General features: G+C 43.5%; 11 protein-coding genes. 8 read left to right on the plus strand and 3 right to left on the minus strand.

Annotation, left to right across the window (positions count from 1 at the left end; all coding sequences use genetic code 11):
- Positions 1–141 precede the first annotated feature (141 nt).
- Positions 142–2,349: a lectin like domain-containing protein gene (locus EO98_RS06880; RefSeq protein ID WP_048139076.1), complete on the minus strand. Its 2,208-nt coding sequence runs from the start codon at positions 2,347–2,349 to the stop codon at positions 142–144.
- Positions 2,350–3,050: 701 nt separating this feature from the next.
- On the opposite strand from EO98_RS06880, the gene EO98_RS06885 reads away from it, so the two are divergent.
- Positions 3,051–3,245, plus strand: coding sequence for a ferritin family protein (locus tag EO98_RS06885; RefSeq protein ID WP_311135560.1), 195 nt, complete (start codon positions 3,051–3,053; stop codon positions 3,243–3,245).
- Here EO98_RS06885 and EO98_RS18330 read toward each other — a convergent pair.
- A complete protein-coding gene (locus tag EO98_RS18330; protein ID WP_156161053.1) occupies positions 3,224–3,379 on the minus strand; it encodes a hypothetical protein in 156 nt (51 codons plus the stop codon). The two genes, EO98_RS06885 and EO98_RS18330, sit on opposite strands and share 22 nt — an antisense overlap.
- Positions 3,380–3,425: 46 nt before the next feature.
- Here EO98_RS18330 and EO98_RS06890 point away from each other — a divergent pair, with 46 nt between their 5' ends.
- The 7 genes from EO98_RS06890 (at position 3,426) to EO98_RS06920 (ending at position 13,263) form a co-directional block, all read left to right on the plus strand.
- On the plus strand, positions 3,426–3,884 hold the full coding sequence (locus tag EO98_RS06890; protein WP_048139080.1) for a DNA polymerase ligase N-terminal domain-containing protein: 459 nt from the start codon (positions 3,426–3,428) through the stop codon (positions 3,882–3,884).
- A gap of 235 nt (positions 3,885–4,119) precedes the next feature.
- The gene (locus tag EO98_RS06895; RefSeq protein ID WP_048139083.1) at positions 4,120–4,491 is read left to right on the plus strand and encodes an STAS-like domain-containing protein; all 372 of its coding nucleotides are present in this window, start codon (positions 4,120–4,122) and stop codon (positions 4,489–4,491) included.
- Positions 4,484–5,107 (plus strand): PIN domain-containing protein, encoded by a 624-nt coding sequence (locus tag EO98_RS06900; RefSeq protein ID WP_048132395.1) that lies wholly within the window; start codon positions 4,484–4,486, stop codon positions 5,105–5,107. Before EO98_RS06895 ends, EO98_RS06900 begins: the two co-directional genes overlap by 8 nt.
- Positions 5,108–5,560: 453 nt before the next feature.
- The gene (locus EO98_RS06905; protein ID WP_048139085.1) at positions 5,561–7,054 is read left to right on the plus strand and encodes a hypothetical protein; all 1,494 of its coding nucleotides are present in this window, start codon (positions 5,561–5,563) and stop codon (positions 7,052–7,054) included.
- A gap of 700 nt (positions 7,055–7,754) precedes the next feature.
- Positions 7,755–9,287 carry a hypothetical protein gene (locus tag EO98_RS06910; RefSeq protein WP_048139087.1) on the plus strand — a complete coding sequence of 511 codons (1,533 nt, stop codon included), beginning with the start codon at positions 7,755–7,757 and terminating at the stop codon, positions 9,285–9,287.
- Positions 9,288–9,755: 468 nt separating this feature from the next.
- Positions 9,756–11,282, plus strand: a complete 1,527-nt coding sequence (locus EO98_RS06915) for a hypothetical protein (protein ID WP_048139089.1) — start codon at positions 9,756–9,758, stop codon at positions 11,280–11,282.
- 487 nt (positions 11,283–11,769) lie between these two features.
- On the plus strand, positions 11,770–13,263 hold the full coding sequence (locus EO98_RS06920; RefSeq protein ID WP_048139091.1) for a hypothetical protein: 1,494 nt from the start codon (positions 11,770–11,772) through the stop codon (positions 13,261–13,263).
- Between the two features lie 413 nt (positions 13,264–13,676).
- On the opposite strand, the gene EO98_RS06925 is transcribed toward EO98_RS06920, so the two are convergent.
- The gene (locus EO98_RS06925; protein ID WP_048133675.1) at positions 13,677–14,978 is read right to left on the minus strand and encodes a phenylacetate--CoA ligase family protein; all 1,302 of its coding nucleotides are present in this window, start codon (positions 14,976–14,978) and stop codon (positions 13,677–13,679) included.
- Positions 14,979–15,009 lie beyond the last annotated feature (31 nt).

Raw genomic sequence — 15,009 nt, forward strand, 5'->3', positions numbered from 1 at the left:
GAAAACTAATAAAGAAAATTAATAAAGAAAACTAATAAAGAAAATTAATAAAGAAAACTAATAAAGAAAATTAATAAAGAAAACTAATAAAATAAACGGGAAACCTGGATTCTGTTTCCCGGCTGTTGTTAAACTGCTTTTTCAATTTGCAGGCCCTTCGCGCCAGAGCCTTATAAGTTTCATGAGTCTGTCGTCCGTGAGTTCTGCCCCTGAATATGGGATCGGAAGACTGTTCTTATAGATATGTATCGCTTCCTGAAGCTCTCCTGTGCTTATGTTTGTTCCTTCCTGAGAGGTCGAATTGTCCCAGGGGTTCCAGTCGCGGACTGTCCAGTTCCAGGTGCTTACAACCGTTTCGCTTCCTGTTACAGCGCGGGCGGCAACAGTATAAATTCCGGGGGAGGGAGCACTGTTGGAATAGGAACTGCTTTTAACACCGGATTCAGAATGCTTTACCACTCCGTTAAGGTACCAGTTTACAGTACTGTTATGGTTTGTGCTGATACTGAACTCTTGCTGATCTCCTTCATAGGTCGTGATATTTCCCCCCGGGTTTGCAGAGAGAATTGAGAGCTGGGTCACTGTTATGTAATTGCTCTTTGTCTCAGAGTCGAGTCCTTTCCTGTTGCTGACATTCAGAGATACAGTATAATTTCCGTATGAGGTATAGGTGTAGACCGGGTTACGGGCTGTTGAGTCCATAATTCCGTCCCCGTTAAAGTCCCATTCCCAGGAAAAGGCATTTTTCGAGAGGTCAGTGAACTGGACTGTGAGAGGAGAAACCCAGCTGGTGACATTTGAAGAGAATTCGGCTTCTGGGAGCGCGTCAACAGTTGTGAAAGCTTTTATGCAAAGGTTTGTTTCTGAAAATTTGGATATTGATATTAGGTCTTGCCAGCTGTTTCCATCCTGACTTATATAGCTTTCTCCGGGGTTTGCCTGTGCTTTACTGCTGTAACTGTCAAGAGGTATCTCAATTGCAAGAAGGTATGGATCGGAAGGATTGCTGAACTTTATAACCACTGAAAATTTTTCCCCGGAAGTCAGGCTTACTGGCGAATTCAGCAGGTGGGTATGATATCCAGGCATCGGGCATACACCGTTTTCTTTTACAACAAAATTCTTTTCCGAATTAACGGGGCCAGTTGTCGGGTTTTTATAAACGTATATCTCATAAGCCGTATCAAGATCCTTAGTATAGAATCCTATAGCCTCCAGTTTTTCGTCCCCTCCCGAAGAAAATACATTGCCCCCCCAGGCAGTTGAATAATCAGGATACCCCAGTGAGTTTATCCATCCGAGTGGGTCATACTGGTAAATGCAGTCAAAGTTGTCCTTTTCTGCAGCTGTAAACACTGCGTTTTCGTTGTATCCGAGCCTGGTGTCATAATAGGAAATATAGAAGTATCCTTCTTCCCCAAAGGTTTCTCCCCAGCTGTTCTTTATAATAAAAGCCCCGTCCCCGGGAGGGACCTGTTTGAACATATTCCTGTCAAAAGAATCGTTCCAGCCTACGATAGTTATTGCATGGTTGACTTTACTTGAATCTGTGTATAGATATGCATGGTTATTTTCCTGGTAATAGGCCGAGCTCCAGCACATTGTGGAGTACACGGCTCCGTAATCCATAAGTGCCTTTTTGATCCACTCATTGTCCAGAGGCTCCTTTCTATTGGGAAGTAAAAGCACTTCCTGGATATGTTTTTGCACGGGAAGTCCTGTAGGGGAGTAGATAGAAGTTTCACTAAAAGGATCTGCAGATTCGTTTATGGGTCCGCTCCATCGGGTAAGATACGCCATAGATATGAGTGCATTTCCGCCGTTAGCAGAAGTAAGGTCAAAACCGTCGGAATAATATTTTGTAACAAGGTTTTTCATGTTATTTTCGGAAAAGTCTCGAGTTTTTCCTTCTGTCACCAGGATGTAAGATTCAAGGGACGCAATGCTCGAAAAGGCCCAGCAGCTTCCGGTATTTCCCTGGTTCTTCACAGAGGTGACCTTTCCTTCCTCCCGCAGGTCATATGTTGCAGGAAGTTCCGGGCCTGATACTCTAAACAAAAGCTTTTCCACAGGCCTTGAGTGCCCTGAGATGTTTACCGGAGAGGGTATATATCCAGTACCTGAAATGTGGCCGTAATCAGAAGACGAGATGGGTTCAACCGGATCTGACCGCCCGGGCTCCAGAAACTCGGGGTTCAGAGGAGCCATTTCAATCGCAGGTTCTGAAATGGATTTATTGTTCAGGGGCAGATCTAAGTTTTCGACACTTCCGGCGGCAAAGTTCGGGATGCCGGATAAGCACGAAAATAAGATTGTAAATGTAAGCAGGAGGGAATTTATTTTCTTCAAGAATTCTCGGCCTCGGGTAGGATCAATTTTTGGTTAACTGACAAGATAGTACAGAGTAACTGGTACGCTGGGATTTTTCTGGATTCAAATCTCCGGACTATATACAAATCGTAAGCGGATCTTCAACGATCATCAGTGTAATTAATATTCATCAGTAAATCACTCTTTAATAAAATTCCAGGGGGTTAATTTATGAAATTTAGATATAAGTTCGTTCCTAACTTTGTATATTTATTACTTGACTACTCAAGTTATTTGCGTAGGTAATATCCCCTTAACATGAATGTGTATCTTAAAATTAGGTTCTAAAGGCTGGGTATTTTCTCTTTTGTTCAAAGTAAATAAGTTTGCAGACGTATAAATATTTATTGAAAGTGAAAATAAAACTTTTAAAAAAAACTGAAATTTGTTATTGTCATAGTTTTTATTCTTTAAAAAATATATTTTCTCTGTGTAGGGGTGGAAATAAGTTAATTTGTCGATATTGTTGCCGTCTTTCTTCTTATTATTTAACACTCAATACGGATCTGTTTCGAATCTGTTTCTAATGAGTGGGTCCCAATAGAAAGAAACATTAAGTTTGCTTTTCCATATCTTTACAGGGCATACTTACAGGGGGTAAAATCCTGCTTTCGGAAACACTTGCAGACCTTAAGAATACCAGCCAGAAAGACATTGATAAGGAAATCCTGAGAGCCGCAATGATCGCAGAACTGGATGCTGTCAACGTCTACGAACAGATGGCAAACCTGACAAAAAACGAGGAGATTAGAAAAGTTCTTTTAGACATCGCCAGGGAAGAAAAGATCCATGTAGCCATGTTTGAGACCGTACTGCTGCAAACTGACGAGGAGTTTTTGCAAGTCTATGTAGACTACGCTCTGGCGAAAAGGTGAATGGGAGTCTGAATTCCATCTGGGAATTCATTTTTATTTTTATTTTCTGTTTCCAGTTTTCCCACATTAATCCTTCCACGTATTTTTTCCCCAATGTTCTTTCCAGTATATTTTCCTGAATCAATTCTTCCCACATTAATCCTTTATACTCCTCAACACCATATTTTCTATTGATCTTCCATGCTTGAGGAATATGCGAAGAAGAGAGATTTTGAAAAGACCTCCGAACCTCCAGCTAATGGTTTAGAAAAAAGTTTCGATAAACCTGTTTTTGTGGTCCAGCGCCATGATGCAACCAACCTTCATTATGATTTTCGCCTGGAGATGGATGGGGTCTTGAAAAGCTGGGCAGTCCCTAAGGAGCCGCCTAAAAATGCCGGTACCAAAAGACTTGCTATCCAGACTGAAGACCATCCGCTCGAATACGCCAATTTTGAGGGAGAAATCCCTGAAGGAGAGTACGGAGCTGGCAAGGTTGAGATCTGGGATAAGGGTACTTTTGAGCTTCTGAAGCGTAACGAGAAAGAAATTGTTGTAATGCTTCATGGGGAAGAGCTAGAAGGGGATTATGTACTGATAAGGACAAAGTACGGAAAAGAGGACAAAGGATGGCTTTTTTTCAAGAAAAAAGCTGATTGAAGAGTTATTGGCAGCAGGATTTTTTGGTCAACTGAAAGGTAAACCGACAAAGTTATTGAAGGGTAACAGGAAAAAGTGTTAAAGAATAATTGGTAAAAGGTATTGAAGGAAAGAAAAATTGTAAAACTTTTTGAAGGGAAACTGGTAAAAGGGGTGAAGGTTTTTGTCGCCAGGTGCCCTGCTCAAAATTATGCTTCTAATTGTGCCTTTTGATACACAATGAGGGAGTGATTTTATGGGAACGGTTACGGAAGAGAGGGTGAAAGTAAGAATTATTGAGACTGCAGGAAGCAATTGCTGTGTTGCAGCCTGTGATGGGCAGAAGGTGCATGACAGGATTGCAGATGATTTCCGCAAAAACCGGAAGGTTGAGCTCTCTTTTGCAGAGACTGACGAACTTACGCCTGCCTTTCTGAATGCGGCTGTGGGGCAGCTTTACGGGACTTTTCCGGCTGACCTGATCGAAAAAGCCCTTTATTTTACGGATCTTGACCCTGAAGATGAGGCTATCCTCAAGAGGGTCATGGAAAGGGCAAAAAGCTATTTTGAACATGCATATTCCTGCAGAAAGGCGCTCAGGGATGTGATCGGAGGTGAAGATGCATAAGAGTGTCCACCGCGCAGTAGTTTATCCGTTAAGGCGCAGTGTGAAGCTTCGCCCTTTAAAAGCCCTGCCTGTAAAGCCCAGCCCGGCTCCTGTCCATTCCACAGTGACTTATGATTATCCTGCAGAACAGAGTTATTTCTTTGACACCAACATCTGGCTCTATATTTATGGCCCTATAGGCTGGCCTGACCAGAAGTCAGCCAGATATTCCAGAGTTTTAAAAGAAATCCGGGATTCAAACGGCACGATCTATATAAACTGCATGATAATCTCGGAATTTATCAATGCCTTCTCAAGAATCGAGTTCAAACAGCAGACCGATTATTCGAGGTTCAAGGAGTTTAGAAACTCGCTCAGCTTCCGTCCCATTGCCGAAGACATTGCTTCAAATGTCCGAAAAATCCTCCGAAATACCCTCGCCTGCGACCCTGACTTAAAAGTCATAGACCTGCCTGAAATCATGCACTTCTTTGAACAGGGAAAATACGACTTCAATGACCTCATCTTTGCAGAAATCTGCCGCACAAAGGGCATGGTTTTTGTAACCCATGACAAGGACTTCAGCGACATGGGAGTTGAGGTCCTGACCGCAAACGAGAAGCTGCTTCACAGGTGAGCAATTCTTCGATTTAGCTCATCAAGCGTCTTTGCCTGGTTAGAGATCCACTTCTATAATCTCGAGCCCTGGTGCTGGCTAAATATATTTTTCAAGCCATGGGCCTCCCTTTTTCAACGCCCGGCAGTAGCCTCCGATGACGAAGTAAACGGCTTTTCTCATGAAATCAAAAAAGAATATAAATCATTCATCAGATCCTTCAAGTTCCTTCAATAATGACTGCGGAATAAGGAATCATGTGGACTGTTAACAGATCGACTCTCTAATTTTAGTCAACGTTCCACCAAGATTTCTAATATATTTAATTATAATTATATTATCTGTCGCAAAGGTTTACACTTAATTTTTAGAACGAATCAAAAGCACACTGTCTTAGAAGATGTTGAAGAGATCCTCTCTTTTCGAAGTGTAATTCTTTGCGAGAATAATTACAGCTTACGGGGGATATGGTATATGAAAACTTATATGCTACTTATACTACTTGGCGTTTCGTTCATAATGTTAACGGGAACTGGCCTCGCACAGAATGAAACGTATGACGCGGAGGCTTTTCGACAGGCTTTAGAGCAGGACGGATTCACTGTACAGGACGGTGAGCTGGGATACTTTGATCTAATCAGATTATTAGAGGAAGGAGTATTGCCTTCTGCATATGGAAACAATCCCACAACTAAATATGTGGCATATTTTGTTCCAGCGGCATCTGGTCATGAAGTAGATGAACGGATTTCTAAATTAACAAGTACACTCGGGATGAGCGGGAATTCAACTCCATTCTGGAACCTTGGTCCTGATGAAGCTGTTGTTTTCGTGGGAAGAACACCGCCCGAATGCAGATACTTCAGCTTTGATCATTACGTAATGCACAGGACAGTTGGGAACGAGAGGATGTGGCTCTTTTCCAACATAGCAGATACGGTGAACAACCTGGTTATCAAAACCGAAGGGACTCCAAATGGGTCGGACGGGAATCCTTTCAATCAAACCACAATAATAATCATTACGGCTGACAGAGGTATTGATCAGCGCATCAGGGATGTTGCCCAGTCTGCAGGATATTCGGACGATATAATTAATACCCAGGTTCTTCCTTCAGTCATGTTGAACATGGGTCTGGAGAATACCTCCGATACATTTGCCGCATTTGTCCGCCCAGCCTTATTCAATGACACACAGGCAGGTGATGATTACATTAATAATACACCTGCAGCTGTTTTCCGGATTACTCCCAACAACACTACGGAACTGGATCCGTATGATTATCCGGAGTTAAGAGTCCGTGGAACCGGGCAAACAGAGTTTGACCTTATGGATGATCTCGAAGAGCTAAAGCTTGCGATTCTTGACAAATATAATGAGTCGAATGCAACAGAGCTTCCGACAAGTCAGGCAGTTCCTTTTGGGAGTGATGCCATTCAGAGAGGAATCAACGGCGTAGGTCCTAACAACGATGCAGCCTACCTGTGGACAGCAAACCAGACTGCCTCTTCACCAACACCTCCTTTCTTTAACACTTCTGAGTACTATCCTTTCCTGCGAGACCCGGCAATTACTCTGGGTAATGACACCAATGAGTTCATAATTGTCTATGGAGTTAACCACGTAGCCACAGGAAAGGCGACGTACTCGAACTTCGCAATATACGGAGCTGATGTGTGGAACGGTGTTAGAGCAATCACAGACGCAGATTTCAGCGGGTCTGCTGAGGAATATCTCCCTGACAATCCCAATGCGAAATACCTTTATGTCTATAAACTCGCAAGGAACTGCAGCGAAGGTGATCAATACTGCTATGAGGTTCCCTCCGGTGTGGGAGTTCACGGCATAGAGCCGGATCAACCTCTTTTTGTTGCCTGGAGGGCCTACATGGAAAACTCTACAAAAACCGGGCCAGCCTACTCAGAGATCGTGTACGACCGGGCTATAAAGTTCGACCCAATGAGTTAAGGTAAAATTAGACAAAGAGAATGGGACGTTAAGGTAAATTCAAGCTCTGGCTGATATGTGTTACCTGCAAACACATATCTTCATTTTTTAGATCTACAAAGCCGGAGCCGTACTTTATTTTTGTCTATTACGGTTTTGCCTCCCGAATAAAGAGAGGTGGGGCTGGAACGATAGTCTTTGTTGCTTACTGGGCGAGGGCTACCAGATCCACAAAACTCCTCCAATATCTTTTTGGTATTGGGGACGTTGCAAAATAAATTTTGTTATTTAGAATGGTTCTAATGAAAAATTTTCAAGTTCTAGCTTTTTTCAGGGTTACATTTGCTAAAATTCAGAATTTTCAGCTTCTTCGCATATTTTTCAGCTTCTTGCACACCTTTCAGCTTCTTCGTATTTTTTCAGCTTCTTTGCAGACTTCACGGGAAAGGCCGCTCTCCTGCGTCGAGCGGGAAGCTACCCGGGATCTTTGAAAGCAGTATAGTACAGCCGGCTGTTGGGAGTATAACATGAAAAATGAGTTTTAAAGTTTTGTTATACGTTTTGGGTATTTCTGTGATATTATTTTTACAAAGTGTGGTTAGTCAAAACAGGATGGAGTAAGGGATTATGCAGACTGTTAACAGATCAACTATCCAAGTTTAGTTAATGTCCTGACAAGGTTTCTAATATATTTAATGAAAAATTAACCTGGGGGTTATATATGAAAAAATATATAATGGCTATAATACTTGGCATTGCTTTTATACTGTTAACAGGAACCAGCCTCGCAGCGAATGAAACTGCACAGAATGAAACGTATGATGCGGGAGCTTTTCAACAGGCTCTGGAGCAGGACGGATTCACTGTACAGGAAGGAGAGCTGGGGTACTTTGATTTAATCAGGTTATTAGAGGCAGGAGTATTACCTTCTGCGTATGGAAATAATCCCAGCACAAAATACTTGGCGTATTTTGTTCCAACGGCTCCTGGTTATGGGGTAGAAGAACGGATTTCTAAATTAACAAGTACTCTTGGAATGAGCGGGAATCTAACTCCGTTCTGGAACCTTGGTCCTGATGAAGCTGTTGTTTTCGTGGGAAGAACCCCGCCTGAATGCAGGTACTTCAGCTATGATAATTACATAATGCACAGGACAATTGGGGATGAGAAGAGATGGATCTTTGCCAACATAGCAGACACAGTGAACAACCTGGTTATTAGAACCGAAGGGACTCAAAACGGGTCGGATGGGAATCCTTTCAACCAAACCACGATAATAATCATTACGGCTGACAAAAGCATTGATGAACGCATCCGGGCTGCTGCCCAATCTACAGGATATTCGGACGATATAATTAATACCCAGGTACTGCCCTCAGTCATGCTGAATATGGGCCTGGAGAACGACTCCGATACATTTGCCTCATTTATCCGTCCAGCCCTGTTCAATGACACGCAGGCTGGTGACGATTACATAAATAATACACCTGCTGCTGTTTTCAGGATTACTCCCAACGAAACTGTTGAACTTGACCCATATGATTATCCGGAGCTGAGAGTCCGTGGAACCGGACAAACAGAGTTTGACCTGATGGATGATCTCGAAGAGCTAAGGATTGCGATTCTTGACAAGTATAATGTGTCAAATGCCACAGAGCTTCCGACCAGTCAGATAGTTCCTGCAGGAAGTGATGCTATCCAGAGAGGAATTAACGCCATAGGTCCTGATAACGATGCAGTCTATCTCTGGACAGCAAACCAGAGTGTCTCTTCTCCTACACCTCCTTTCTTTGACACTTCGCAGTACTATCCATTCCTGAGAGACCCGGCAATTACTCTGGGCAACGATACAGATGAGTTCATAATTGTCTATGGGGTCAACCATGTAGCTACAGGAAAGGCAACGTACTCGAGTTTCACCGTATACGGAGCTGATGTATGGAATGGCGTTGGAGCAATCACAGACGCAGATTTCAGCGGGTCTGCTGAGGAATACCTCCCTGACAATCCCAATGCGAAATACCTGTATGTCTACAAGCTCGCCAGGAACTGCAGCGAAGGTGGTCAATACTGCTACGAGGTTCCCTATGGTAGGGGAGCTCATGGCTTAGAGCTGGATCAACCACTTTACATTGGATGGAGAGCCTACTTGGAGAAGTCTACAAAAACCGGGCCTTCCTATTCAGAGATAGTGTACGACAGGGCTATAAAATTCGATCCAAAGGATTCTGGAAACACGAGCTCCGGATATTAAGAACAGTTTAAGCTCTGGCTGATATGTGTTATCTATGAACACATATCTTCATTTTTTATTATCTATAACGCCAGAGCCGTATTTTATAATAGCTTTTTGTTGTTTAAAGCGAAAATGAATAATTTTCAGGTTTCAGCTTTTTTAGCTTCCTTTGATTAAATTCGAGGATTCCATCTTTTTTGTAGGCTTCACGGAAAAGTCGCTCTCCTGCGTCGAGCGTGGAGTTGCTCCGGATCCTAAATACAGTATTTACAACAGGCTGTTGGACTATAAGTGAAAAATAGCTTTAAAGTTTTGTTATACTTTTTTGTTATTTCTGTGGCATTATTTTTACAAAGGAGGGATAAGTCAAAACAGGATGGGAGTAAGGAATCATTTGAACAATCAACAGATCAACTATCCAAGTTTAATTAACATCCCACCAAGGTTTCTAATATAATAAATGAAAAATTAAGCTGGGGGTTATATATGAAAAAATATATAATGGCTATAATACTTGGCATTGCTTTTATACTGTTAACAGGAACAAGCCTCGCAGCGAATGAAACTGCACAGAATGAAACGTATGATGCGGGGGCTTTTCAACAGGCTTTAGAACAGAATGGATTTACCGTACAGGAAGGCGAAGTGGGTTACTTTGATTTTCTCAAGCTATTTAATGAAGGAGTACTGCCTTCTGCATACGGAAATAATCCCACCACAAAATATCTGATATATTTTGTTCCACCGGCTCCTGGTTATGAAGTAGATGAACAAATTAGGCAAATAACCAGTACGCTTGGAGTAAAAGAGAATACAACTCCGTTCTGGAACCTTGGTCCTGATGAAGCTGTTGTTTTCGTGGGAAGAACGGCGCCTGAATGCAGGTACTTCAGCTACGACAGTTTCATTATGCACAGGACAATTGAGGGCGAGAGGAGATGGCTCTTCGCTAACATAGCAGATACGATTAATAACCTTGTTATCAAAACCGAAGGAACTCCAAACGGGTCGTCCGGGAATCCTTTCAATCAAACTACAATAATAATCCTTACTGCTGACAAAGACATTGATCAACGCATCCGGGACGCTGCCCAGTCTGCAGGATATTCGGACAATATAATTAATACCCAGGTGATGGCCTCAGTCATGCTGAACATGGGCCTGGAGAATGATTCCGATACATTTGCCTTATTTTTCCGCCCAGCTCTATTTAATGATACGCAGGCTGGCGACGATTATATAACTAATCCACCAGCTACTGTTTTCCGGATTACTCCCAACAACACTACAGAGCTTGACCCGTTTGATTATCCGGAACTGAGGGTCCGTGGAACCGGACAAACAGAGTTTGACCTGATGGACGATCTCGAAGAGCTAAGGATTGCGATTCTTGATAAGTATAATGAGTCAAATGCCACAGAGCTTGCGACCAGTCAGGGAGTTCCTATAGGGAGTGATGCTATTCAGAGAGGAATCAATGGCGTAGGTCCTACCAACGATGCAGTTTATCTATGGTCAGCAAACCAGACAGCTTCTTCGCCGACACCTCCTTTCTTTGACACCTCGCAGTACTATCCATTCCTGAAAGATCCAGAAATTACTCTTGGAAACAATAGTAGTGAGTTCATAATCGTCTATGGGGTTAATCATGCAGCCACAGGAAAGGCGACGTACTCGAACTTCTGCATATACGGAGCAGATGCATGGAACGGCGTTAAAGCAATCACAGACGCAGATTTCAGCGGGTCTGCTGAGGAATATCTTCCTGACAATCCTAATGCTAAATACCTGTATGTCTACAAGCTAGCCAGGAACTGCAGCGAAGATGATCAATACTGCTACGAGGTTCCCTCCGGTGTGGGAGCTTATGGTATAGAACCTGATCAACCGCTTTTCATTGCCTGGAGACTCTATATGGAAAACACAACAAAAACCGGACCAGCCTACTCAGAGATCGTGTACGATAGGGCTATAAAGTTTGATCCGATGAGCTCTGGTAACATGAGCTCCTAATATTAAGCAAGTTCAAGCTCTGGCTGAATGTGTTACTTCAACACATTCATTATCTTTTTGGCTATAACACCAGAGCGTGTTTTATTATACTTTCTTGCTATTTAGAAAGGTTAAATTGAGTAATTTTCAGGTTTTAACTGGTTTTTAGTGCTCTCCTAATAAAATTCAGGAAATCCATCTTTTTTGCGGCTTTTACGGAAAGGCCGCTCTCCTGCGTCGAGCGTGGAGTTGCTTTGGGCACTAAAAGCAGTATTTGCAACAGGCTGTTGGACTATAAGTGAAAAATAGCTTTAAAGTTTTGTTATACTTTTTGGGTATTTCTGTGGATTACTTTTACGAAATAGGGATAAGTCAAAACAGGACGGAAGTTAAAACAGGATGGGATAAGGGATTATGCAGACTGTTAACAGATCAACTATCCAAGTTTAGTTAATGGCCTGACAAGGTTTCTAATATATTGAATGAAAAATTAACCTGGGGGTTATATATGAAAAAATATATAATGGCTATAATACTTGGCATTGCTTTTATACTGTTAACTGGAACTGGCCTCGCAGCGAATGAAACCTACGACGCGGGGGATTTTCAACAGGCTTTAGAAAAGGATGGATTCACCGTACAGGAAGGTGAATTGGGGTACTTTGATTTTCTCAGGCTATATGAGGAAGGAGTACTGCCTTCTGCATACGGAAACAATCCCACCACAAAATATCTGATATTTTATGTTCCACTGTCGCCTGGTTATGAAGTAGATGAACAAATTAAGCAAATAACCAGTACGCTTGGAGTAAAAGAGAATACAACTCCTTTCTGGAGCCTTCGTCCTGATGAAGCTGTTGTTTTCGTGGGAAGAACACCGCCTGAATGCAGGTACTTCAGCTACGAAAATTTTATGCTACACAGGACAATTGGGAACGAGAGGAGATGGATCTTTGCTACCTTAGCAGACACGGTAAACAACCTGGTTATTAAAACTGAAGGGACTCCAAATGGGTCGTCAGGGAATCCTTACAATCAAACCACGGTAATAATCATTACTGCTGATAGAGGCATTGATCAACGCATCCGGGCCGCTGCCCAATCAGCGGGGTATTCAGACGATATAATTAACACCCAGGTGCTGCCCTCGGTCATGCTGAACATGGGCGTGGAGAATAACTCCGATACATTTGCCTCATTTGTCCGCCCGGCTCTATATAATGACACCCAGGCTGGTGAGAATTACATAAATAATACATCTGCGACTGTTTTCAGGATTACTCCCAACGAAACTGTGGAACTTGACCCGTATGATTATCCGGAGTTAAGGGTCCGTGGAACCGGGAAAACAGAGTTTGACCTGATGGATGATCTCGAAGAGCTAAGGGTTGCGATTCTTGACAAGTATAATGAGTCAAATGCCACAGAGCTTCCGATCAGTCAGACAGTTACGACAGGGAGTGATGCTATCCAGAGAGGTATTAATGTCCTGGGTCCCGCTAACGACGCGTGCTATCTCTGGACAGCAAATCAGACTATCTCTTCGCCGACACCTCCTTTCTTTAACACCTCGCTGTACTATCCTTTCCTGAGAGACCCTGGAATTACTCTGGGCAACGATACCGATGAGTTCATAATTGTCTATGGGGTTAATCATGCAGCCACAGGAAAGGCGACGTACTCGAACTTCGTAATATACGGAGCTGCTGGGTGGAACGGTGTCAGAGCAATAACAGACGCAGATTTCAGTGGATCTGCTGAGGAATACCTCCCTGACAATCCTAATGCTAAATACCTGTATGTTTACAAGCTCGCCAGGAACTGCAGCGAAGACGATCAATACTGCTACGAAGTTCCTTATGGTCGGGGAGCTTATGGTATAGAACTGGATCAACCGCTTTTCATTGCCTGGAGGGCCTACATGGAAAACTCTACAAAAACCGGGCCAGCCTACTCAGAGATCGTGTACGACCGGGCTATAAAGTTCGACCCAATGAGTTGAGGTAAGAGGAACGGGATATTAAGGCAAATTCAAGCTCTGGCTGATATGTGTTACCTGCAAACACATATCTTCATTTTTAATATCTACAATGCCAGAGCTGTATTTTATAATACCTTTTTGTTGCTTAGAATGGTTGAAATGAAAAAATTTTAGGTTTCAGCTTTTTTCAGAGCTTCCTTTGATAAAATTCGAGGATTCCATCTTTTTTGCAGACTTCACGGAAAGGCCGCTCTCCTGCGTCGAGCGGGAGGTTGCCCAGGGTTCTAATTAGCAGTACTCAAAACCAGTTGCTGTTTGAAAAAAATAGATCTAAATTTGGTTTAACGGACGCAAAAAAGAGTTAAAGAAAATCAGGGAATAAAAACTCCCTGATTATTTAAGTTACTAAACAATAATTTAAAGCTTCAGGTGGCTCAGATCTGCGGCCTTCTGTCGATGATCCTCTTTGCCTTTCCTGTGGTCCTTTCGATGCTGCCTTTCTCAAGGAGTTCGACGTTTGTGCGGATGTTGAGGACGGATTTGAGTTCCCGCTGGACGTGGTCCTGGATAGCTTTGAGGTCTTTGAGGTCGCCGGTGAAGGCGTTTTCTTCGAGTTCGACTTCTACTGTGAGTTCATCGAGCATGTGTCTGTTCCGGTCAAGGATTAACTGGAAATGTTCGCTTACCTGAGGGATTCGGGAGATGACATCTTGGATCTGGGAGGGGAAGACGTTGATTCCGCGGACGATCATCATGTCGTCTACTCTGCCGAGCAGGCGGGAGATCCTGGTTGTTGTCCGGCCGCAGTCGCATTCGGACTCAAGAAGGCGGGTCATGTCACCTGTGCGGTATCTTATGTTGCAGAAGCCTTCTTTGTTGAGGGAGGTTAAGACCAGTTCGCCTTTTTCGCCTTCGGATACCTGTTCTCCGTTTTTATCCAGGACTTCGACGAGGAAGTTGTCGTTCCAGATGTGCAGGCCATTCTGTTCCTGGCACTCGAAGCCGACGCCGGGACCCATCATTTCTGAGAGGCCGTAACAGTCATAGGCTTTGAGGTTCAGGCGCTTTTCAAGCTGTTTTCTGGTGTTTTCCGACCAGGGCTCGCCTCCGAAAATGGCTGCTTTTAAGGAGAGTTTGTCTATGAGGCCGAGATCTTCTGCAGTTTCTGCGAGGTAGAAAGCATAGGAAGGGGTGCAGTGGACTGCGGTTACCCCAAAGTCGATCATCATCTCAAGCTGCCGGGCGGTGTTGCCTGTTGCTGCCGGCACGACCATGGCTCCCATCCTCTCTACGCCGTAGTGGAAGCCCATGCCTCCGGTAAAAAGGCCGTAGTTCATGGAGTTCTGGATCACATCGCCTTTTGTAAGCCCTATCATTGTAAGGCTCCGGGCGATCAGGTCCGACCATGTCTCAATATCCTTTGCAGTATATCCGACAACCGTGGGCTTCCCGCTGGTCCCTGAGGAGGCGTGAATGCGCACGATGTCCTCTTTCTTTGCAGCAAAAAGGCCGAATGGATAGTTGTCCCGAAGGTCTGTTTTGCGTGTGAAAGGCAGTTTCCGGACGTCCTCAAGGGTTTTGATATCCTCGGGAGCGACTCCAGCCTCTTTGAACTTCTGCCTGTAGAAAGGAACATTGTCATAGACCAGCTTTGCACTGTGCTGCAGGCGTTTCAGCTGTAGTCTCTTCATTTCTTCGGGATCCATTGTTTCATATTTCGGCTGCCAGTATTTCATTAAAAGGACCTTCTTTGGATTTGTAAAACCG

Source organism: Methanosarcina sp. 2.H.T.1A.6 (assembly GCF_000979455.1).
Lineage (GTDB): Archaea > Halobacteriota > Methanosarcinia > Methanosarcinales > Methanosarcinaceae > Methanosarcina.

Coding starts and splice junctions, on each gene's coding strand:
- EO98_RS06885 (WP_311135560.1), top strand. CDS start 3,051: ATGATCGCAGAACTGGATGCTGTCAACGTCTACGAACAGATGGCAAAC.
- EO98_RS06890 (WP_048139080.1), top strand. CDS start 3,426: ATGCTTGAGGAATATGCGAAGAAGAGAGATTTTGAAAAGACCTCCGAA.
- EO98_RS06895 (WP_048139083.1), top strand. CDS start 4,120: ATGGGAACGGTTACGGAAGAGAGGGTGAAAGTAAGAATTATTGAGACT.
- EO98_RS06900 (WP_048132395.1), top strand. CDS start 4,484: ATGCATAAGAGTGTCCACCGCGCAGTAGTTTATCCGTTAAGGCGCAGT.
- EO98_RS06905 (WP_048139085.1), top strand. CDS start 5,561: ATGAAAACTTATATGCTACTTATACTACTTGGCGTTTCGTTCATAATG.
- EO98_RS06910 (WP_048139087.1), top strand. CDS start 7,755: ATGAAAAAATATATAATGGCTATAATACTTGGCATTGCTTTTATACTG.
- EO98_RS06915 (WP_048139089.1), top strand. CDS start 9,756: ATGAAAAAATATATAATGGCTATAATACTTGGCATTGCTTTTATACTG.
- EO98_RS06920 (WP_048139091.1), top strand. CDS start 11,770: ATGAAAAAATATATAATGGCTATAATACTTGGCATTGCTTTTATACTG.
- EO98_RS06925 (WP_048133675.1), bottom strand. CDS start 14,978: ATGAAATACTGGCAGCCGAAATATGAAACAATGGATCCCGAAGAAATG.